21 protein-coding genes and 1 riboswitch are annotated in these 22,558 nt (G+C 35.7%); of the genes, 2 read left to right on the top strand and 19 right to left on the bottom strand.

All coding sequences use genetic code 11. The features are described from left to right. Nucleotides 1-6 precede the first annotated feature (6 nt). The 10 genes from AC5LW9_RS10510 to queD all read right to left on the bottom strand — a co-directional run bounded on the left by AC5LW9_RS10510 (nucleotide 7) and on the right by queD (nucleotide 8,920). Nucleotides 7-396 carry a hypothetical protein gene (locus AC5LW9_RS10510; RefSeq protein WP_334324411.1) on the bottom strand — a complete coding sequence of 130 codons (390 nt, stop codon included), beginning with the start codon at nucleotides 394-396 and terminating at the stop codon, nucleotides 7-9. A gap of 22 nt (nucleotides 397-418) precedes the next feature. Then, nucleotides 419-808: a hypothetical protein gene (locus AC5LW9_RS10505; RefSeq protein WP_086351358.1), complete on the bottom strand. Its 390-nt coding sequence runs from the start codon at nucleotides 806-808 to the stop codon at nucleotides 419-421. A gap of 22 nt (nucleotides 809-830) precedes the next feature. Beyond that, entirely contained in the window at nucleotides 831-1,223 is a 393-nt protein-coding gene (locus AC5LW9_RS10500; RefSeq protein ID WP_198237263.1) for a hypothetical protein, read from the bottom strand. Nucleotides 1,224-1,245: 22 nt separating this feature from the next. Further along, nucleotides 1,246-1,635 (bottom strand): hypothetical protein, encoded by a 390-nt coding sequence (locus tag AC5LW9_RS10495; RefSeq protein WP_493455861.1) that lies wholly within the window; start codon nucleotides 1,633-1,635, stop codon nucleotides 1,246-1,248. A gap of 22 nt (nucleotides 1,636-1,657) precedes the next feature. Continuing rightward, nucleotides 1,658-2,047, bottom strand: coding sequence for a hypothetical protein (locus AC5LW9_RS10490; RefSeq protein ID WP_493455860.1), 390 nt, complete (start codon nucleotides 2,045-2,047; stop codon nucleotides 1,658-1,660). A gap of 22 nt (nucleotides 2,048-2,069) precedes the next feature. Next, the gene (locus tag AC5LW9_RS10485) at nucleotides 2,070-2,459 is read right to left on the bottom strand and encodes a hypothetical protein (protein WP_493455859.1); all 390 of its coding nucleotides are present in this window, start codon (nucleotides 2,457-2,459) and stop codon (nucleotides 2,070-2,072) included. Between the two features lie 88 nt (nucleotides 2,460-2,547). Next, nucleotides 2,548-3,777 (bottom strand): hypothetical protein, encoded by a 1,230-nt coding sequence (locus AC5LW9_RS10480; RefSeq protein ID WP_493455858.1) that lies wholly within the window; start codon nucleotides 3,775-3,777, stop codon nucleotides 2,548-2,550. Nucleotides 3,778-3,856: 79 nt separating this feature from the next. Next, complete coding sequence (locus tag AC5LW9_RS10475) at nucleotides 3,857-6,790, bottom strand: type VI secretion system Vgr family protein (RefSeq protein ID WP_493455857.1); 2,934 nt, start codon at nucleotides 6,788-6,790, stop codon at nucleotides 3,857-3,859. 1,090 nt (nucleotides 6,791-7,880) lie between these two features. Further along, a complete protein-coding gene (locus AC5LW9_RS10470; RefSeq protein WP_086308665.1) occupies nucleotides 7,881-8,495 on the bottom strand; it encodes a 7-carboxy-7-deazaguanine synthase QueE in 615 nt (204 codons plus the stop codon). Continuing rightward, entirely contained in the window at nucleotides 8,492-8,920 is a 429-nt protein-coding gene (gene queD / locus AC5LW9_RS10465) for a 6-carboxytetrahydropterin synthase QueD (RefSeq protein WP_086271988.1), read from the bottom strand. The genes AC5LW9_RS10470 and queD overlap by 4 nt, the downstream gene beginning before the upstream one ends. Nucleotides 8,921-8,923: 3 nt before the next feature. Continuing rightward, a riboswitch (PreQ1 riboswitch) is annotated at nucleotides 8,924-8,969 on the bottom strand. Between the two features lie 285 nt (nucleotides 8,970-9,254). Between queD and clpB the strand changes: the two genes are divergently transcribed. Further along, nucleotides 9,255-11,825 carry an ATP-dependent chaperone ClpB gene (clpB, locus tag AC5LW9_RS10460; RefSeq protein ID WP_086326918.1) on the top strand — a complete coding sequence of 857 codons (2,571 nt, stop codon included), beginning with the start codon at nucleotides 9,255-9,257 and terminating at the stop codon, nucleotides 11,823-11,825. Between the two features lie 60 nt (nucleotides 11,826-11,885). Here the strand turns inward: clpB and AC5LW9_RS10455 are convergent, their stop codons facing one another. From AC5LW9_RS10455 to AC5LW9_RS10440, 4 genes are all read right to left on the bottom strand, one after another. Beyond that, entirely contained in the window at nucleotides 11,886-12,272 is a 387-nt protein-coding gene (locus tag AC5LW9_RS10455) for an IS3 family transposase (protein ID WP_493455856.1), read from the bottom strand. Between the two features lie 87 nt (nucleotides 12,273-12,359). After that, complete coding sequence (locus tag AC5LW9_RS10450) at nucleotides 12,360-12,497, bottom strand: DeoR family transcriptional regulator (RefSeq protein ID WP_198228011.1); 138 nt, start codon at nucleotides 12,495-12,497, stop codon at nucleotides 12,360-12,362. After that, on the bottom strand, nucleotides 12,487-13,623 hold the full coding sequence (locus AC5LW9_RS10445) for a hypothetical protein (RefSeq protein WP_493455855.1): 1,137 nt from the start codon (nucleotides 13,621-13,623) through the stop codon (nucleotides 12,487-12,489). Before AC5LW9_RS10445 ends, AC5LW9_RS10450 begins: the two co-directional genes overlap by 11 nt. A gap of 345 nt (nucleotides 13,624-13,968) precedes the next feature. Next, the gene (locus AC5LW9_RS10440; RefSeq protein ID WP_144090960.1) at nucleotides 13,969-14,508 is read right to left on the bottom strand and encodes a methylated-DNA--[protein]-cysteine S-methyltransferase; all 540 of its coding nucleotides are present in this window, start codon (nucleotides 14,506-14,508) and stop codon (nucleotides 13,969-13,971) included. 173 nt (nucleotides 14,509-14,681) lie between these two features. On the opposite strand from AC5LW9_RS10440, the gene AC5LW9_RS10435 reads away from it, so the two are divergent. Further along, nucleotides 14,682-15,968, top strand: coding sequence for an MFS transporter (locus tag AC5LW9_RS10435; protein ID WP_216355837.1), 1,287 nt, complete (start codon nucleotides 14,682-14,684; stop codon nucleotides 15,966-15,968). Nucleotides 15,969-16,031: 63 nt separating this feature from the next. Here the strand turns inward: AC5LW9_RS10435 and AC5LW9_RS10430 are convergent, their stop codons facing one another. The 5 genes from AC5LW9_RS10430 to AC5LW9_RS10410 form a co-directional block, all read right to left on the bottom strand. Further along, nucleotides 16,032-16,802: a histidine phosphatase family protein gene (locus tag AC5LW9_RS10430; RefSeq protein WP_198228019.1), complete on the bottom strand. Its 771-nt coding sequence runs from the start codon at nucleotides 16,800-16,802 to the stop codon at nucleotides 16,032-16,034. A 15-nt stretch (nucleotides 16,803-16,817) separates the two neighbouring features. Further along, on the bottom strand, nucleotides 16,818-18,158 hold the full coding sequence (locus AC5LW9_RS10425; protein ID WP_493455854.1) for a hypothetical protein: 1,341 nt from the start codon (nucleotides 18,156-18,158) through the stop codon (nucleotides 16,818-16,820). 161 nt (nucleotides 18,159-18,319) lie between these two features. Then, complete coding sequence (locus AC5LW9_RS10420) at nucleotides 18,320-19,147, bottom strand: histidine phosphatase family protein (protein WP_198228023.1); 828 nt, start codon at nucleotides 19,145-19,147, stop codon at nucleotides 18,320-18,322. Nucleotides 19,148-19,229: 82 nt separating this feature from the next. Further along, a complete protein-coding gene (locus AC5LW9_RS10415) occupies nucleotides 19,230-20,621 on the bottom strand; it encodes a glycoside hydrolase family 1 protein (protein ID WP_198236733.1) in 1,392 nt (463 codons plus the stop codon). A gap of 3 nt (nucleotides 20,622-20,624) precedes the next feature. Then, nucleotides 20,625-22,529 carry a beta-glucoside-specific PTS transporter subunit IIABC gene (locus AC5LW9_RS10410; RefSeq protein ID WP_198228026.1) on the bottom strand — a complete coding sequence of 635 codons (1,905 nt, stop codon included), beginning with the start codon at nucleotides 22,527-22,529 and terminating at the stop codon, nucleotides 20,625-20,627. Nucleotides 22,530-22,558 lie beyond the last annotated feature (29 nt).

Genomic DNA, 22,558 nt, shown 5'->3' with positions numbered 1-22,558 from the left:
CTTAAACTATTCTTCAACTTTAATGGTATAAACTCTATCATAGCGTTTTCCCGGACATGTATTTGTTCCGTAAGTGCCTCCAGAAAGTTCTATTGTGATTGTTCCTGCAACTTTAGGGGTTCCTTTTACTTCAAGATCATTATAGGAAACATATTCTGTTCCAAAATCAGTAGGAGATAATTCAAGACCTGATTTTTCTGGTTTAATATGATAGGAAAAGTGACGATCTATAGCCACGCCACCAAAAATTTCAATTTTAGCGTAATAGGGATTACCCAATGTGGCATTGGGTAATGTTTTTGGTCGAACTTCTGGTTTATAACACAAACAACCGGTAAGAACAGTAGTTAAAAAAAGTCCAATGATTAACATTAAGTGATATCGTATTTTTTTCATAAAATCTAGACCAATCCTGATACTATTCCTCAACTTTAATGGTATAAACTTTATTATAGGGTTTTCCCAGACATGTATTTGTTCCGTAAGTGCCTCCAAAAAGTTCTATTGTGATTGTTCCTGCAATTTTAGGGGTTCCTTTTACTTCAATATTATTGTAGGAAACGTGTTCTGTTCCTAAACCTCTAGGAGATAATTCAAGGCCTGATTTTTCTGGTTGGATATCATAGTAAAAGTCATGACGATTAGCGTGGCCACCAAAAACTTGAATTTTAGCAAAATAGGGGGTACCAAATGTGGCATTGGGTAATGTTTTTGGTCGAACTTCTACTCTATCACAAAAACAACCAGTAAGAACAGAAGTCACAAAAAATCCAATGATTAACATTAAGTGATATCGTATTTTTTTCATATAATTTATTCCAATCCTTATACTATTCCTCAACTTTAATGGTATAAACTTTCTTAAAGTCTCTTCCCGGACATGACATTGTACCGTAAGTGCCTCCAGAAAGTTTTATTGTGATTGTCCCTGTAACTTTAGGTGTCCCCTTTATTTCAAGATCATTATAGGAAACATATTCTGTTCCTAAACCTCTAGGAGATAATTCAAGTCCTGATTTCTCTGGTTTGATATGATAGGCAAAGAATTCATCTATAACAACGCCACCAAAAACCTCAATTTTAGCGTAATAGGGGGTACCCAATGTGGCATTGGGTAACGACTTTGGTCGAACTTCCATTTTTTGCATACAAAAACAACCTGTAAGGAAAGTAGCCAGAAAAAGTACAATGATTAACATTAAATGATGTTGAAGTTTTTTCATAAAATCTAAACCAATCCTGATACTATTCTTCAACTTTAATGGTATAAACTTTCTTAAAGTCTTTTCCCGGACATGTATTTGTTCCATAAGTAGTTCCAGAAAGTTCTATTCTGATTGTTCCTGTAACTTTAGGCGTTCCTTTTACTTCGAAATCATTATAGGAAACATATTCTGTTCCAAAATCAGTCGGAGATAATTCCAGTCCAGAGTTTTCTGGTTCAATTTGATAGTAAAAATGGCGTTTAATAACACGAATGTTAATATCAATTTCAGCATAATAGGGGGCACCCAATTTGGCATTGGGTAATGACTTCGGTAGGACTTCAACTTTTTCTGTACAAAAACAACCTGTAAGGAAAGTAGACAGAAAAAGTACAATGATTAACATTAAATGATGTTGAAGTTTTTTCATAAAATCTAAACCAATCCTGATACTATTCTTCAACTTTAATGGTATAAACTTTCTTAAAGTCTTTTCCCGGACATGTATTTGTTCCGTAAGTGCCTCCAAAAAGTTCTATTGTGATTGTTCCTGCAATTTTAGGGATTCCTTTTACTTCAATATTATTGTAGGAAACGTGTTCTGTTCCTAAACCTCTAGGAGATAATTCAAGGCCTGATTTTTCTGGTTGGATATCATAGTAAAAGTCATGGCGATTAGCGTGGCCACCAAAAACTTGAATTTTAGCAAAATAGGGATTTCCCAATGAGGCATTGGGTAATGTTTTTGGTCGAACTTCTGGTTTATAACACAAACAACCGGTAAGAACAGTAGTTAAAAAAAGTCCAATGATTAATATTAAGTGATATCGTAATTTTTTCATAAAATCTAGACCAATCCTGATACTATTGCTCAACTTTAATGGTATAAGTTTTAATAAATTTACTCCCCGGACACATTGTACCGTAAGTTAATCCAGCAAGTTTTATTGTTATTTTTCCTGCAACTTTAGGTGTTCCCTTTACTTTAAGATCATTAAAGGAAACATGTGTACCAAAATCAGTCGGAGATATTTCTAGTCCTGAGTTTTCAGGTGTAATAAGATAGTGAAAAGAGTCATTAATAACACGACCATTATAAACTTCAATTTCAGCATAATAGGGAGTACCTAATATGGCATTGGGTAACGACGACTTCGGTAGGACTTCAACTTTTTCTGTACAAAAACAACCAGTAAGGAAAGTAGCCAGAAAAAGTCCAATGATTAACATTAAGTGATATCGTAATTTTTTCATATAATTTATTCAGTCTAATTAAATTTGTTGCTAATAAGTGTTTTTTTAAACACTTCCCTATTTGTTTCAATGCCATTTAATTTTTAGTTTATGGTATCTTGTTTACCATTAAAGCTGCAAAAGAGTATCGCATAACATCTGCTAAAGTCGTGCCAAATTTTAATTGGTCACTCACGTTACCCCATGAAAACAACTCAAGTTGTACTTGTTCCGTTAATATTGAATGTTCTGTTATCTCCTGACCATTTAGCAGTTTTAATTTATCATTCCATACAATCCAGTGATTTTTAGTAGGAGCTCCACTTCCTCGATCTAACATTCGCGCTGCTATCAATACGACTACATGCATACCTAAACCAATATAATAATTTAAGCGACATAAATCTTTTAAAGTTAATTTAGGGCCTGTTATATGATTTATTATCTTTGTATTGATTTCGTACACAATTTCAGCGCCAGCTTTTTTAAACCACTTTTTAAGCTCTCCTGCTACTGTAATACCAGGAACTTGATCATCAGGAGAATCATAATCAAAAAAACTATTTTCTGTATCCCTTAGACTTGCCAAAGTTATCCAATCTATAGCCGGTACCTTTGGTGAATATCCTTGTATATCATCATAATCAAAAAAGTTTTTCGGATGGCGACAATCAGAACTAGGTTCTAGTTTTAATGTGCCAATTTTAGTTTTGCCCGATTCCCAAAGTTCTTTCACCATCTGTTTGTACAGATCTGGTCTATCGATCAATAAACAATAAAAAAACGCAGCTGGTCCACATAAACTAGAATAACGCTGATTAGGATAATCCACTTTTGCTAATCTTGATTGCAAGCCTTTTTCAATTTCTTCTTTGCTAAAAGGATCCAGTGGATCACCAACAGGGTGTTCTTTAGTCTCAAAAGCTCTCGATTTAAAGCTCACTTTTACACTGTATATGAATACATGACCATTTTGGGTTTTTTCAGTCGTTTCATTGTATTCAAATTCCCTTGATAGCCCCCATTTTTTATCAGGTGTTAAAAAACCTTTTAGAGGTATAATTGCTGTCATAGGTTCTGGTAACACTTCATATTCATCGTTACCTATTTTATGAAAAAGATTGAGTTCTAAAATATAAGATGTATTTTCAGGGTCAGAAATATCTAATGAAGAGTGCACTGATGTCCTCTTATCAGCTTGCAAATTTTGTTTTCCTGTTGATTTTAAAGCATAAACTTTATTACCTTTATCATCAATTTTATATAATTCCATTTCATAAACAATATATTTAGGATCAGTTTTAGTCTTAATATATGTTGATATGTTGTATATTGTCATGTAATTTTCATCCTTAAGATTAAGCTTATATCATTATTCTAAAAGTTAGTGAGTTAATATTTTTTAGCTTAATTCTTTACTAATTGATAAACTCGCCATTGCTTGTTTTGCTTATCAATAAGCGAATCGCAATTTTTTCTTCTTTTTTGGTATAAAATCTTTCCGTATATCCTTTATCATCTGTTTGCCCTTGTTTAACTGAACCATCTTCCATAAAGGCTAAATACTTTGTGTTTTTATATGGTTGATCTTCATCATTTACCATAAGGTATTTTAAGCTATATGTTTTACTTGATGAAAATTCGTTTGGGATAGCTTTAGGTAATAATATTTCAAGTATATTTTTCGTTGCTGGTCCCATTTTCTGCAATGCATTACTTTTTATATAAACATTATCAGCGGTGCCCAGTTCAATCCCAGCACTACTAATTTTGATGTATGAACCACCACACATTAACTTCAGCTCTTCACTTGCGGTGACCGTTAATTTTCCATCCACACTGTCTATTTTAATATCTTGTTTGGCGGCCATATTCAGGTTGGCATTTTGCGCCTGCACGTTAACATCACCTTGGTTGGCAAAGACTTTCATTCCCGACTTATGAGCAAACAGACCGATGGATTCACCTGATGAGACGGTAATGTTTTTTAACGCATTGATGTCAGTTTGATTTTCACTGGTCATTGAAACGCTATTCGACGTTGACAGTTGGATGTTTTCCGGACTGGTTAAAGCGATGCCCTCTTGTGCATAAGCAAGAATGCCACTTTGGGCTAATTGGGTTAATGTCGCTTTAAGTTGCTCTTGACTGTCGGTATCCGCACCATGGGCTTCAGAGGCAGTTGCTGCATTTTGCAGTGCTTTGGCAATTGATAACGCATTTTCAAGCTGGGTAATGGCACCTTGCATATCAAGTTGTTTACCCTGTGCCTTAGGCTCGGTCTGACTGGTCAGGTATAAGCCTTTATTGGCCGTAATCGCTCCCCACTCATCGGTGCGAAGTTCAAATCCCTCACCACGCTGCTCTTTGTTTTGGTCAACTAAATGCCCGATGTTAAGCTGGGTTTTACCGTATTCGGTCGCTAACTTGATGTGCTCTTGTCCGCGCTTATCATCCATCCGCAGTTTGTTGTTAGCAGGAGTACGAATTACATTTCGGTGTTTGTTTATGGTGGTCACATGGTCAGGGTGTTGACTGTCATGCATCGCATGTGCGATATAAGGTCGGTCCGGATTACCGTTAGTAAACGCAACCGCAACTTCTGTGCCGTCAATCAGTGGAAAGTGAAAACCATAGGTACTGCCTGCATACGGTTTAGCCAGTCTTAACCATAAGCTCTCTTCACCGTTTCGCCACTCTTTTAAATCAAAGTTAAATTTAACCCGATAGCGCCCTTGTGTATCAATATAACCATAGGTGTCATTATTCGGACTGGTTACCCGTGCCGGTAAAGTGCCGTCAATAGTCGGAAAAGGAATCGGCTCCGGGCGGTAAGGTTTTAATGGCTGGTAAGGTATGGCGGTAAAACTCAGTTCATAAGCCTCACTGCGGTTTCCCTGTCCTTGCACCGTTAATATCATTACCCCCTCATCTATTCCGGCAATCGCACTGCCTTTGATGCGGATATGTTGACCCGGGGCTAAATTGGCCTGATTGCTTTTACCCCGGATAACAATTTGACGGCTAATTGCATGTTCATGGCGAATGCGGGCATACCATTCTCCACTTTCAACACCATTACCGGTGTTAGCTTGATTATGGTTAATATCACTGCTGTTGTTATTGCTATTACTATTGTTAGTGTTATCGCTATTATTGCCGTTGACATTACTGTTACTGCCTTGACTGTCATCGGTATCGATATCACCACTGTTTTCATAATCATTGTCATAATTATTATTGTTGGTGTCACTATCAATTCCATTATTGTTGTCACCATTGGTATTTAACCCTTTATAGTGCTCATCATAACGATAATCGGTACCGTAAGTGGTGTTATCTTTCTGTTGGCTGTTAACTTCACCGAGTAAATTCGCCTGCGCATCGCGGTAGTTATAATCTTGTACTTGTACCGAAGATTCCACCATCTGACTGTGTAAGGTTATATCCCAGACACTTTCAACGCCATTATCCAGTGTGCCGCTCGGTTGTTTATACACAATATCAGCCACCTGCTGATAACCTTGCTCATAATCACTGATGACCATCACATCACAGTTGTGTTCACCATGGGTTTCAAACCGGAAATAGACCCCCACATCAGCAAGCAGTCTTTGAATAAACTCAAGGTCACTCTCTTGCCACTGGGTAATAAACTCACGCTCAGGATATTGCTCTTTAAGCGCTAAACGATAATCAATCCCGGTATAACCATGACCACGCAAGACCTCTTCAACCACACTGATAACGCTTTGATTCTGAAAAATAGCGCAGTTATGACTTAATGCCAGTTTGGCTAATTGCGAGGATAAGACAACCTGATAATGGGCTTCATCGTTACTGACTGATAATTGACTGAACTGGGTTATCACACCACAAAGAGTGTGTGAGCCACCTTGAGATAATAGTGAATTTAACGGATTAAGCGGATTAAACTGGGTTAAAGAATTAAGTGAATCGAGTGGATTAGATTGTTTAAGTTTATCTAACTGTTTTAATGGCTCAGACTGTTTTAATGCATCTAATGGATTCGCCGAAGTTAAGGAATTAAGTGCATTAAGTCCTTGAGTTGCAAAGTCGCTTAAACTGCCAGAATTAGCAGGATTAAAACTCAAACGGGCATTTTGATTAAGAAATGACTCAACAGAAAGTTGTTTATCCGAGCTGGTGAAAGTAATCGTATAGTGCCAAGGCTGATTAAGTTGCTCATTACCCTCAACCTGTAGGATTGAAACCTCAGCAGGCAAACCATCAATATTTAACGTATAACGATTATGACCGACTCCGTTAACTAAACCTTGCTTTAAACCATTGCCCAATTGATTTACCAGATCGGCTAATCCTTTATCCATGTTATCCTCAATATATTTCATGTATATAGCAAATACAACTTTGTTTTACTGAACTATTTATTTATTATTATTTTTATCTGACCTGTTAATAATTATTATAAAAATTGCCAATAGTCAGTAAGGTGTTAAAATTAGTCAGATCTAAAAATAATCTAAAAAAGAATATAAAATACACTGTTTAGGGTATTTTGCAACCTTTTTTTAAAAAAATCTTTAAATTCAAATTAGATGGATAACTTACTGATATTACTAATAATATCATTAGAATATAGATAACAAATTGTCGTCTAAACATGATCAAAAAAGGATTAGTAGAATTTGGCTTTTGCAGATTTTTTATTGAGTATTTTGCACCGAATTTTTATTAAGATTTGTAACTAAAAAATCATTTTTACTCAAACATACCCATAACCTGAAACTTTTTGACAAAAATAACGGACTGTACAATTACCGAAAAATACTGATAAACAATAAATAAGATTTTAATGTGATTGAATCATTGGATTAACGTTAATTTAAAAAATTAATTATATTAATAATTTATAATTTATTTTGTAAAAAATATTCAGGAGTGTATACCGTTTTACTTTTTATTAATATCTGAATTTAATTTTAAGAATCGATAGGTTGAAAAAAGACTTATAAGGCGTTCATATTTTATGGTGCAGTCTCAGTATCAATTAGTGATAAATGCTGTATGGTAAATAACTCGCCATGTTTATTATTATTTTATTTATAAGTTGAACTACAAATAAAATGTTGAGTATAAGCAAAAAATGAAATGGTATACACTCCTGAATATTTTTTACAAAATAAATGTGAAGTTAATTGATTTGCTTTTGATTACATTCTTACTATATTCAACAAATTGATTGGTTACTACAAACTCAATTTTTTATTGTTGATATTTTCTTGAGAATAACCTAATAAGCATCACTAGAATTATAAGCCCGTTAAATACAATGCTTATAATAATTTATTGCTCTTATTTAATTTGTATAAATAAAAATGCGATTTAAAGATAACTTTATCTTCATCTTCTTCTTGCACATCTAAATGATAAGAAAAACAATGAACTTCTTTAAAAAGGTTACTCTATATTTGCAAACTTGTGCGTTTGAATACTGAGTAGCCACTTGTTGTCGTTGCGGTTTTGGTTAATCTTGCCAAGTAATTCAATTGTTTCAAACATATTAAATTCACCATTTTTTTCGCAAGGGGAAAGATAATAACGTTTTGCTTGAATATTTTGTTCAATATATTGGCAAAAAGGGAGAAAGTCCGCATGATTTTCGGCAACAATTCGCACTTCACTTGCAGTTGGTTGTATGATTTTTTGATACCGTGCTTGATAGCAGAATTTAGGGCTAAGGGCGATATAGTCAATTAGAGGATCGACTTTACCTAATCCATTACTTTCAATAGCAATATAGTAACCAGCCTGTTTTAGTGGTAAAAGTAACTCTGGTAGCGCTTTAACCATAGTTGGTTCGCCACCGGTAATAATGATGTTTTTGCTCGTATATTGTTTAACTTTCGTCAATAACTGTTCTAATGTAAAACGGGTGTATTGGCGAAAGTTAGTATCGCACCAAACGCAATTTAAATTACAACCAGCAAAGCGGATAAAAATAGCGGGCATGCCTGTATTGTAACCTTCGCCCTGTAATGATTCGAAGATTTCAACAATGCGAAATTCTGTCATTTTTCGCTCCGATGATACTCGCAGTAAGACGTTGGTGTTTCCCAGAGTTTGATCATTGAGATGGGTAAATATTGTGACAGGCAATCAAAAATAAATTTACTCATACCTTCGGCAGTAGTGCGACAAGGAAAGGCGAAGATTTTGCGATTCATCTCTTTTAATAATGAAGCAATACGGCACTCATTTGGATTATTTTGATTATATAGATAAGCATGATCGAGAGGATCAACAATATGCTGTTTCACTATTGCTTTTAAATCAGCATAATCCATCACCATATCAGCGCTAGAACCGTTATCTATTAGATCCCCTTCAATTTCGACTAATAAGCGATAAGTATGACCGTGCAGGTTGTGACATTTTTTGTTGTGCCCGTCTAACATATGACAAGCATCGAATTGAAATTCTTTAGCAATTTTGAACATGTATAATTCCTAGTTTTTTTTCGTGGGATGGATTACGAACCACGGTTAGACCACCTAACAAAATAGAGCGGCTAATATAATGGATTAATGCTTAATTGTCATCTTACAATTGTTATTCCGAGCAATATTTATTACACTAATGGTGTAAAATTGAACGTTTATATTTTGCTTATTTCAACAACAGAATATAAATTAATTTTATTGTCGATTTTTTGTAAAAAATTTTCATAAAAAACTCTTGAAATTTATCTTTCCACACTCATTTAGTAACCATGCAAATGGTTTATCTGCTTAAAGCATTTAAGCCAAATCTATTGCTCAGGAGATAGTTAATATGAGGTTAGATAAACTCACTAATAAATTCCAACAAGCTTTAGCTGATGCGCAATCATTAGCATTGGGTAAAGATAATCAATATATAGAACCAGTCCATGTTTTATCCGCTATGCTTAACCAAGAAGGTAGCAGTGTCAAGCCTTTACTGGCAGCGGCTGGCGCTAATGTTGCAATGTTACAGCAAGAATTAAATCAAGCTATTGATCGATTGCCACAAGTCCAAGGCGTGGGTGGTGAAGTTATTCCATCACAAGAATTTGTCCGCGTTTTAAATCTTTGTGACAAATTAGCACAAAAAAATGGCGATAGTTATATCTCGTCTGAACTCTTTATCTTAGCGGCTTTAGACGAAAAGGGTAGTCTTAGTGATATTCTTAAAAAATCAGGGATCACAAAAGACAGATTAAATCAGGCCGTAAGTCAAGTAAGAGGAAGTGATAACGTGAACGATGCCAATGCCGAAGATCAACGTGGTGCGTTGAAAAAATATACTATTGATTTAACCGAGCGTGCTGAACAAGGTAAGCTCGATCCAGTAATTGGGCGTGATGAAGAAATTCGCCGTACAATTCAAGTATTACAACGCCGTACTAAAAATAATCCAGTGTTAATCGGTGAGCCTGGTGTAGGTAAAACCGCAATTGTTGAAGGACTTGCACAACGCATTGTAAACCGTGAAGTACCTGAAGGATTACGTAATAAGCGCGTATTGTCTTTAGATATGGGTGCTTTAATTGCTGGCGCTAAATATCGAGGTGAATTTGAAGAACGCTTAAAAGCCGTTTTAAAAGATTTAGCCAAAGAAGAAGGGCGCATTATTTTATTTATTGATGAAATCCATACCATGGTCGGTGCAGGTAAAAGTGATGGCGCAATGGATGCAGGTAATATGTTAAAACCTGCTTTAGCTCGCGGCGAATTACATTGTGTTGGCGCAACAACGTTAGATGAATACCGTCAATATATTGAAAAAGATCCCGCTTTAGAGCGTCGATTCCAAAAAGTGTATGTGGCTGAACCAACTGTTGAAGACACCATTGCTATCTTGCGTGGTTTAAAAGAACGTTATGAATTACATCACCATGTACAAATTACCGATCCGGCAATTGTGGCGGCAGCAACGTTATCGCATCGTTATATTTCCGATCGTATGCTTCCTGATAAAGCCATTGACTTAATTGATGAAGCTGCATCGAGTATTCGTATGCAAATGGATTCAAAACCTGAATCATTAGATCGACTTGAACGCCGTATTATTCAGCTTAAACTTGAACAACAAGCGCTTAAAAAAGAGTCTGATGATGCGAGTAAAAAACGACTAGAGATGCTAAACGATGAACTTGCTGAGAAAGAAAAAGAGTATGCGTCACTTGAAGAAGAGTGGAAGTCAGAGAAGGCTGCTGTTTCTGGTACTCAGACAATCAAAGCTGAGTTGGAAAAAGCACGAACTGAAATAGAACAAGCTCGCCGTGCTGGTGATCTTAATAAAATGTCAGAGCTTCAATATGGCAAAATACCAGAACTTGAGAAAAGACTCGCATCAGCAACACAGCTTGAAGGCAAGACTATGAAGTTATTGCGTAATAAAGTCACCGATAACGAGATTGCCGAAGTATTATCTAAAGCAACGGGTATTCCTGTTTCAAGAATGCTGGAAAGTGAAAAAGATAAATTATTACATATGGAAGATGCGTTACATAAACGTGTGATTGGTCAAGACGAAGCCGTTGTTGCGGTAGCCAATGCGATTCGTCGTAGTCGAGCAGGATTGTCTGATCCAAATAAACCAATTGGCTCTTTCTTGTTCTTGGGGCCAACGGGCGTTGGTAAAACTGAACTTTGTAAAGCTTTGGCTAACTTTATGTTTGATAGCGAAGATGCAATGGTCAGAATCGATATGTCCGAGTTTATGGAAAAACACTCAGTGGCACGTTTAATTGGTGCGCCTCCGGGATATGTAGGATATGAAGAGGGCGGTTATTTGACTGAAGCCGTAAGACGTCGTCCTTATTCAGTCATTTTGTTGGATGAAGTTGAAAAAGCACATCCGGATGTCTTTAATATTTTATTACAAGTATTAGATGATGGACGCTTAACCGATGGACAAGGGCGTACGGTTGATTTTCGTAATACCGTTATTATCATGACATCTAATTTAGGTTCAGATTTGATTCAAGGTCAAATTGAGTTAAGCTATGATGAAATGAAAGCGTTAGTAATGACGGTTGTAACTAAACACTTTAGACCAGAATTCATTAATCGTATTGATGAAACGGTGGTATTCCATCCACTTGGTCAAGAAAATATCAAAGCGATTGCGAAAATTCAATTAGCGCACGTTGAAAAACGCTTAGATGAACGTGGTTACCAATTGGATATTTCGGATGCTGCGTTAGAACAACTTGCTAAAGTTGGCTTCGATCCAATTTATGGTGCAAGACCGTTAAAACGTGCAATACAACAAGAGATTGAAAATCCATTAGCGCAACAAATATTATCTGGTAAGTTAGTTCCAGGTAAAACCATTCATCTTGATTTACAAGGTGATGAAATTGTAGCTAAACAGTAACATTCTTATCACTTGAAAAAACCGACCTTTGAAGTGATCCCATAAAGTTGGACACTTTCATTAAGCGGCTTGTAAGGCCTGATTTCGATATTCAACCGAAGTCAGGCCTTTTAATTTGGCTTTAATCCGTTTGGTGTTGTAGTATTCTATATAGGTTTGATCAAAAACCATATTATGTATTTGATTTACAGTCTCAGAACCCATAGTACTGCCAGTTTGCGGGTTTATTTTACCGCCAAGTAATATCAATTCGCCATTAGTGCGACTACTGAGTAATGATGCTATTTGCGGTAAATTGGTGACAATGGTTAATTCTAGGTCACTAGGGATATATTCTGCCATGGCTAAATAAGTGGAACCTGCATCAATAAAAATACACGTGTTCGCTTTGATTAACTCAGCACAATGCTTGGCGACGGACGACTTTTCGGCAACACTTTGTGTCATTCTTGTTTCAAAGCTTGCTGATTGTTTTAAATGACTGACTGCACCACCGTATACTCTTTTGCAGATTCCATCTTGCGCCAGTTTTTGTTAATCTCGACGAATGGTATGCTCTGAAACACCCAATAATTTAATCAAATCTGCGCTTACGACTCTTCCATTTTCGTTTAACAACTGTTGAATATAAGATTGTCGTTGTTTAGGAATTGCATCGTAATCAATCATCATCTATAACTCCATCGACTAATTTACCTTTATCCCAAGCCATATTCTTGTGATATATATTGTCTTCGCCTATATAGTGTGGATTTTCAAAATCGATATTATTTCGTTTTAATAAGCAGGCATTGTATTCATTTTCGGTACATTGACGGCTTACGTTAGTATTAAAATGATGTGTCTGGCATTGATTTTTTTTATGAATATAGTGTTTATTCCTATAGTGATAAACACTATCAATTTGGATCATAATTTTTTGCTCATTTTCGTCATAATCATAACATTTTTTTGTGCCAGTTGCTGATTTGTCTTTGTTATTGAAGTAGAGGTCACTTCCCCACAAGTTTGTCGCTTTGAACTTACCGTTGTCATTGAGATAATAGTCATAGTTATCCCCCAATCTGGTATTAGAATGATACTTTTTAATGGCTAAATCAGGTGCACCATCAAAGTTAATATCTTGCATGACAATACTGTTAAATTTGTTGTAACTGTAATTTAAATTTTGTATTTGTTGCAGTAGTTTATGATTTTTTTTATTGTAAACATTAATACCAACTAACTTAATTTTATCGTTTTTCTGCTTTGACAAAACAGCCGTAAAATAGAGCTTGTCTAGAGATTCTAATTGTAATAACTCAATCTGATTAAATTCTGTATTAGGTTGGTCATTGATTACCAATTGTTTGTGTAATACTACGGAGTATTGTTGATGATTTTTTCCATCGAACCAATAACCATTTAATGTTTCAGGCAAAAATTTTTGGTCTTCAGCTTGTCCAATGTGCATGTTAATAAATTTAAAATAGTGACTTGAATCTTTAACTTTTATTTTATGCGCAATATTATCGAGATAGATATCTTGATTATCATATAAAACTAAACGGTTAGGATGATCGTCTTCAGTACATGAGCGAATATATTCACATTCAGCAGATAAAATATTAAGTTGTAGTTCAGGATCATTTTGATAAACCCAAACCCCTTTATTAACCTGATGTTTATTAACTTCATTTAATGAGGTTTCTAAATATAACCTAATTGGGTTGTCAGCAATGTAACCTTTATAAACATAAATAGAACTTAATGCAGGGAAAGATAGTATTAATAATAAGCTGAGCAGTAAATTTCTCATTTTATTCGGTTATTGATTGATTATTCTATTTTTTAACTATGCCACAGTATAATGTCTTAAGTGATTTTGTACAGTTAAATTCAAAGGTTAAATGCTAATGGTGATAGCCTAAGCTATAATCATCTCTTTTATTCTACTGATTACTATGTTTTATATCATTTATTGATGGATGTTAATTGTTGACAATACCAACTTAAGTCGAATTCTAAACAATTGTAAATATCTAATAATTTATTTATATCTTTAAATATTTAATCAGCAATAATGCATGTTTTCAGCAATTTCAGCCAAACTGATTGATTATCTTATGTTAATAAAATAGTTCAGACTAATCTTTTTAATTAGTTAAAGTGCCGTTCCTCTTGTTGGAATAACAAATTGAGAAGTATCTATATTTTCCAGTTTAAGCAAGGCAATTTTTTTATCAATTCCGCCTGCATACCCAGTCAAATTACCTTTAGCCCCAATTACGCGATGGCACGGAATGATGATTGATATTGGATTATGACCAACTGCCCCACCAACAGCTTGGCTAGACATGCTTGCGGTATTGGTTTTTTGCATGATCTGTTTTGCGATGTCGCCATAGGTAATCACTTGACCATAAGGAATTTGGCATAAAATATCCCAAACTAAATGTCGAAAAGGAGTACCCTGTGGCGCTAAGGGTAGTGTTTCAATAGTCGGTTTTTTACCATTAAAGTAGTCATCAAGCCATAATTTAGTCTTGTTAAAGATGGGTAGATTGGGTTGATATTGTTTTTGGGCATCTACGATTTGCCCAAAATATTTTTGACCTTCGATCCAAACCCCAACCAATTTATTTTGCTGACTAGCAAGCGTGATTAATCCCATTGGGGAATAATAGGTGTCTAGATAAAACATAGCTATCCTTATTAGGTAAATTATTAGGTAAAGATGCATAAATTCTATTATAGCGACTTCTTATATTATGCCTATGGTTATTACTTTTTTTATTGAATATGTAAAAAGTATTAACTCTGACTATAATGTCTTTAACGACTTTTACAATAACAATAATGTTGAAAGGATGGATTATGGATTCAAACACTAAACCTGCTAACTCGATGTCTCGTGTTGCTTTAGCCAGTTTTATCGGCACAGCGATTGAGTTTTATGACTTTTATATTTATGCAACAGCCGCTGCCTTAGTTATTGGACCGGTATTTTTCCCTGACAGTTCGCCATCTGCTCAGGCGTTACAATCTTTTGCTACTTTTGGTATAGCCTTTGTTGCCCGTCCAATTGGCGCCATTTTATTTGGGCACTTTGGTGACAAAATAGGGCGTAAGTCTACCTTGGTGTTTTCTCTTATATTAATGGGTGTGGCAACGGCCGGAATTGGATTATTACCTAGCTATAATGCTATTGGTTTTTGGGCGCCGTTTTTGCTGTGTATTTTAAGACTTGCACAAGGATTAGGGCTGGGTGGTGAGTGGGGTGGGGCAGCATTGCTGGCAACTGAAAATGCTCCACAAAATAAGCGAGCATTGTTTGGCATGTTTCCTCAGTTAGGACCATCGATTGGTTTTTTATTATCTAATGGTGTGTTTTTGTTGGTCACTTTATCACTCTCCAATGAACAATTTTTACAATGGGGATGGCGAATTCCGTTTTTATTAAGTGCAGTATTGGTGATTATTGGTTTATATGTGCGTTTAAAATTGGTTGAAAGTCCCATTTTTGCCAACGCATTGCGCAGCAAACAGCAAGTTAAAGTTCCTGCGTTTAACATCTTTGTTCATCATTGGAAAGCTTTGGCGTTAGGTTCATTTTCAATGGTAGGTTGTTATACTTTATTTTATATAACTACTGCATTTTTATTGCAATATGGTACTAAATATCTGGGTATTGCTAAAGGTCATTTTTTAGGTTTTTTATGTGTTGCCATTGTCTTTATGGCGATAGCGACTCCAATTTCTGCACGCTTAAGTGATAAATATGGGCGTAAACCTGTGCTTGTTATTGGCTTGTTATTCGTCGCATTATCAGGCACAGTTATGACGCAGTTTATGGCAAGTGGTTCAGAATTATTGGTCTTGATCTATTTATCTCTTGAGCTGTTTTTAATGGGGGTGGTGTTTGCTCCTATGGGAGCTTTTTTGCCCGAAATCTTTCCAACCAATGTCCGTTATACGGGGTCTTCGGCCGCTTACAGTATTGGCGGTATTTTAGGGGCGTCTATTGCACCTATTATAGCCAATTATTTGGTAGCAAATGGTGATTTATCTTGGGTGGGGTATTATGTTGCCGTTGCTTCAATCATCAGTATTTGTGCAACATTACTCATAAAAGAGACTTTAAACAGTGACTTTACTCAATAATGATTAAAAATAAAAAGACTCACCAAGGTGAGTCTTTTTTTTGGTATTTAGTTCTTGTTACAATTATTTGCCAAGCGCTTTACCTTTTTCGACATAACTCATATCGCCCAAGCTTTCGACAATAAATTTACCGTCATCAGTATAACGAATTTTAGTAACACTTGCGTTACCTAATCCACCTTTGACCGGGGTATCAAGCCATTCTTCAACCATGGCTGTGATCGCCATACCGTGTGATACCACTAGTACATCACCACCACCATTAGCTTTGGCTGATTCAGCAATTACTTTTAATGCAGCTTGCATACGAGTTTTTACTTTGTTGTAGTCTTCTGCTTCACCAGATTTTTCAACTGCGGCAATGGCATCCATAATTTTGTTTAATCTGATTTTACCTTTTCCGAAATCTTCCATTAATTCTTCATGGCCTGAATAGCCTAAATATTTACCTGCAGGTCCCCACATATTAGGATCAAGATCACCTTCATATTCACCAAAGCATGTTTCGCGAAGCGCTTCCATTTCGTTAATTGGTAGTGATTGACCTTTTGACTCTAAAACAATGCGAGCAGTTTGGCGAGCACGACCTAAATCGCTTGAATAAGCAGCAATAAAGTTCACATCTTTTAGGCCTCGTCCTAATTGCTCAGCAACTTCGATTCCTGGTTTGGTTAATGGAGTATCTGACCAACCTTGTGCACGGTGGACGTTATTGAACATGGTTCTACCATGGCGAGTTACATATAAATTCACATCCGCAGCAAACGTTTGAGCAATTGAAGCGGAAAGAATTACGGATAAGCTGACAAGCTTAATAAATTTTTTGATTTTCATAGTTTCGTCCTTTTGTTATAACAAATTAAATCGATAATCAATAACGGTTTCTGCAGATAATGATGGTGAACGCTGAGCACGACCATCTCTTAATTTTGGTGTAATATCTCTAGTGCTCAAAGTTTTATAAGACCAACCATAACCAAATTTTGCCAGAATCGATAGATTTTTAAATGTTCCACTGGAAGGTTTCCAGAAGTTGAACACATTTATTTCTCCATTTTTTAGGGTTTTGTGTTTATAGTTAAATTCACTATAGTTTAGGAATAAACCTGTGGTATTATCTTTAAATAAATCATAACTTAATATGCTTGAGAATACTAGTTCCCCATCACGCATATAGTCGGCACCTGTAGCCGCCATGCCGTTATAGCGCCCACGATTATTTCTACCTAGATGACGTCCATAATAACCTATAGCGCCTTTGCGATTAGCATCGGTATAAGCAATACCAAACTTGGCGCTCCATTTAGATTCTTTCCACTCAATGTCCGCGCCATAATGCCAAGCTGAATCATCAAAATCGCGAACATTCGCTTTCATTTTGTCATGATTTTTAAGCGCGGTGCTACCATAAATTTGTGAACCTAAGGTAAGTTTTTCTGTTGGTTTATAGGAAAATTCAATTGCATGACGTTTAATATAATCTTTCGCCTCACCATATGAATAATCAATATTGATGGTTTTATCTTTATAGGCAATACCAGCTGATTTAATATTGTCAATTACGTAATTTCTGTCTAAGCTATAAAAATGCACTTTTTGGGATGATTCACGCGGAAAGGCACTGTCAATATAGACTAATGATAATGCTAAATTAGAATACTTAAATACACCACTGTAACCTAAATAACTATAACGAGTTAAATGTTGTGATGAACTCATGACACCCGTATCTTTTAAACTATGCCAACCCGCTTTACCATTAAAATTAACTTCTTCATTGCCCAACTTGATTTTAGCATAGCGTTGAGTAAATTTATTAAATCCATGGGCATTGTGTTTATTCGGCTGCCTACCAACGTTATAGAGTAAATTACGAGTTGCAAAGTAGTCACTCGCTCCAAGTTTTATTACGTTGTCGTAAGTGAAGTCAAAACCAAGTGTATCAAATAAATAACCAGATTTATAATTAAACGTAAATGCTTCCCCCCATGCACTATGAACTTCCTTAGGTTGAGATGCATTTTCTTTTAAATATTTCCAATGGTTACGTGTTGAAAATTCAAATTTACTATCTTTAAAAAATGTTTCATCAGATAGGGATTTGGGTTGATAATGATAAGATGATTCACTAGCAAATACGGCATAACTGTTTATACTCAATAGTGCCAATGTTAGATATTTGATTTTCATTGTTGTTTTCCTAACTGTTTATCCTAATTTAAAAATGTTTGGTATTTATGGGGCTTTTACTTTTACTAAACATTTAGGTTTTGTCTGCAAAAGCAGTAACAATCCTATCTTTCCACTTTAATTGTTTTTTAGTTATTGATTGTTTCCTCCATCCTTATTACTTATTTATTTAAAGATAATTTACCTAAATTCACATACTCCATATTGCCAATTTCAACGACATTGTATTTACCATTTTGGTAAACGATTTTAACGACAGTTGCATTAGATAATGGTTTATTTTTAATTGGATCATCGGTGAGATCGGAAATCATGACTTGCATTGACATGCCAGATGAAATCGCCAAAATATTTTTTTGATGTTTCTCTTGTGCCGTTTTTATAATGGTATTGAGTGCATTTTGAGTACGCTCTTTAACTTGTTCAAAGTTTTCCGCTTCATGTTTAGGATCACTTTTCGCAATAGCATCTGTAAGTGCTGCCACTGGAATTTGACCATTTACATAGCTTTTATAGAAGTTATTAACTGATTTATAGCCAAGTGACTTCATTGAAGCAGAGACCATTTTTGCGTTGGTGCCGCCTTCAAACCCACCATAAAAGACTTCACGTAATCCTTTGAGTTCTTGAATTTGATAATCTTGGACGCCTATTTGTTGTAATAGTACTTGCATGGTTTCACGTTGACGTCCCGCATCGCTGGTGTAGTAGGCATCAAATTGGATTTGCTTATCTTTAAATCCTTCTCCTAAATAACGCGCAACTTCAATCCCTTTATCGGTTAATGGTGAATCCGCCCAACCTTGTACTAAATCATAGGTATTGAATAAGGTTTTACCGTGACGTGCAAAATAGATGGTAATCTCTTCATTATTGTTGATTTCGTTATCAATTGACACTTTACTTGATGGGGAGCTGCATCCAGTTGTAAGTGTTGTTAGAACTAATAGTCCGATGGTTAATGCTTTTTTTATTGTTTTATTTTTCATTGTTAGACTCGTATCGCATAAATTATTGGTATGCTAAATCAATTAGCAGGTAAGGATAATTAATCACTTACCCGCATCATTATTATTTCAAATTCGCCCCTTTGGATGAAATTACTGATTTATACCAATAAAAACTTTTCTTTTTATAACGCGTTAAAGTGCCTGTTCCATCTTGATTTAAATCGACATAGATAAATCCATAACGTTTAGTTACTTCCGCTTTTGAAGCACTGATTAAGTCAATTGGTCCCCAACTGGTATAGCCCATCACTTCAACACCATCGTTGATTGCTTCGCGCACTTGCACTAGGTGATCGTTCATATAATTAATACGGTAATCATCATTGATGGTGCCATCAGCCTCTAATTTGTCTTTAGCGCCTAGACCATTTTCAACAATAAATAATGGTTTTTGGAAACGCTCATAGAGCATATTAAGTAGATAACGGATGCCGATAGGATCGATTTGCCAACCCCATTCCGATGCTTTTAGATATGGATTTGGCACCATATCCAAGATATTACCTTTTTGGCGTAAAGAATCATCTGCGGTACCACAGCAGCTCATATAGTAACTGAATGAGATAAAATCGATAGTTTCTTTTAGATCTTCACGATCTTGATCCGTAATTTCTAACTCAATATTGTTCTCTTTAAAATAACGAGTCATATAAGTAGGATAATAACCACGAGCTTGCACATCACCAAAGAATAACCAGCCATGATTTTCTTGTAAGGTTGCCCAAACATCTTCAGGTTTTGGCGTGAGTGGATAAGCCAGTGCACCTAGTAGCATATTGCCAATTTTGGCATCAGGAATAATTTGATGACACAATTTTACAGCTTGGCTACTCGCAACAAGTTGATGATGAATCGCTTGATAAATTTGTGCTTTAGTACTGTTTCTATCAAGACCAACACCTGTGAACGGCTCATGTAGAGACATATTAATTTCATTGAACGTTAACCAATGTTTTACTTTATCTTTATAGCGTTCAAAGACTGTTTTAGCATAACGGGTGAAGAATTCAATTACCTTTCGATCGCCCCAACCGCCATATTGAGTGACTAAATAATAGGGCATCTCATAGTGAGATAATGTGACCAATGGCGTGATGTTATGTTTGAGCATTTCATCAAATAATTTGTCATAAAAAGCAAGACCAGCTTCATTTGGCTCTAGTTCATCACCGTTCGGGAAAATACGCGTCCATGCAATGGATGTACGTAGGCAGGTAAAACCCATTTCAGCAAATAAAGAGATGTCTTCTGGGTAGCGATGATAAAAATCGATCGCGCGATCTTTAATACTAGTAATATCGTTTTTATTACGGTCTACAATGTCGCCAAATAAGCCATTTGGCGTACAATCCGATGTGGATAAGCCTTTACCGCCTTCTCGGTATGCTCCTTCAACTTGGTTGGCAGCAATTGCGCCGCCCCATAAAAAATCACTAGGAAATAGTTTAGACATGTATTACTCCTTATTTTCGGATTTGTTTAATGCTAGTAATGCATCGCCAGATTGAATATCATCTTGCATAAAAATAGTTTGCACATCTTTATAGTCATCACTGTTAGTTATGATTATTGGGGTAGTGACTTCAAATCCAGCTTGTTTAATGGCCTCAATATCAAAGCTGACTAATAGATCGCCTTTTTTAACTTTACTACCCGCTTCAACGTGTGCTTCAAAATGTTGTCCATCTAATTTAACGGTGTCGATACCGATATGGATGAGTATTTCAGCGCCTGTATCAGTTACAAATCCAATAGCATGTTTGGTTCTAAATAGAGATACCACTTCTCCGTCTTCTGGTGCTAATGCTTGACCAATTGTTGGGATGATTGCCGAACCTTTACCCATTAGTTCACCAGCAAAAGTAGGATCATTAACTTGAGTTAATGGAATCACTTTACCTGTCATTGGGCTTGAAATAGTGATAGTGTCGACTTGTTTAACTTCATCGGTTTGTTTTTTATCTTCATTTTTTTGAGTTTGATTTTCATCGGCTGCTTTTTTATCTTTTGGTATACCAAACAGGTAAGTTACAGTTGTTGAAACACCGAATGAAATGAGAGAACCAAATACCACCGCATAGAATCTTTCATCAATTCCAGTTGGCGGAATTAATTGTAAGAATGAGAAAATACTAATAAAGCTGAATGAATAGATAACCGAATGGTAATAACCAACAATACCACCGCCAATCATTGCTGAGATACAGCCAATCACAAATGGGCGTTTTAATGGTAGATTAATTCCATAGATAGCCGGTTCTGTTACACCAAAAATGCCTGATAATACCGACGAACTGGCTAACGCTTTCATTTGTGGGTCTTTACTGCGTAACATGACCGCTAATACTGCACCGACTTGCGCAAATACTGCAGGGAACAAGATAGGCATCATAAAATCTTCGTTGTAAAGGGTAAAATTGTTCATTGCAAATGGTACCATCCCCCAATGAATTCCAAAAATAACCATTACTTGCCAAAGTCCGGCTAAAATCATCGATGCAACTACTGAGTTAAGTTGATAAACGTAGATGATACCAGCAGCCACAATATCACTTAAAAATGATACAACTGGACCAATAACGGCAAACGTTAATGGTACGGTAATGATGATACCAAGCAATGGGGCAATGAATTTTTTAAATGAATCATGCATAATCTTGTTAAAATTACGTTCTAATAACGAATAGAACCAGCTAGCGATAATGATAGGGAACACTGACGATGCATAAGGAATCAATTTAATAGGTATCATAAATAATGAAGTTTGTATTTCAAATGCACCACCTAGCATGCCAACAATATTGGGATGAACTAATGCTCCACCTAATGCCATACCAACGTAGGGATTTCCGCCAAACTTTTTAACAGCTGAAAAACCTAAAATGACCGGTAAATAGTAAAATGGCGCATCCGCAATTGCGAACAAGAAGTTATAAGTTGGAGAACCCTCATAGACAATGTTTTCAACTTGCAATAAAGCGATTATCCCCTTAAAAATACCTCCGGCGACGATTACAACTAACGCAGGAATAAATATACCGGAAACTAAATCAATTAGTTTTGAAAAAACTCCCATTTTTTTATCAGGGGCAGCATTGGTTGTATTATTTTCATTAAGATTGGTTAATTGCATTATGTCACTGAATACATCGGCAACATGATTGCCAATTACTACTTGAAATTGTCCACCGCTTTTTACTACAGTAATCACACCTTTTTGTTTTTTGAGTGATTCTGCATCAGCTTTACTGTCATCTTTTAATACAAAACGTAAACGAGTAGCACAATGAACTAGACTTGTGATATTGTCTTTTCCACCAACTTTATTAATGATTGATTCGGCAAGTTCTTTGTTTTTCATTCCTTATCCTTATTTGTTTAACGCTTAAA

Source organism: Gilliamella sp. LMG 34360 (assembly GCF_984568995.1).
Note: the sequence above shows the minus strand (reverse complement) of the source record. Positions and strands in the feature narration are given on the sequence as shown.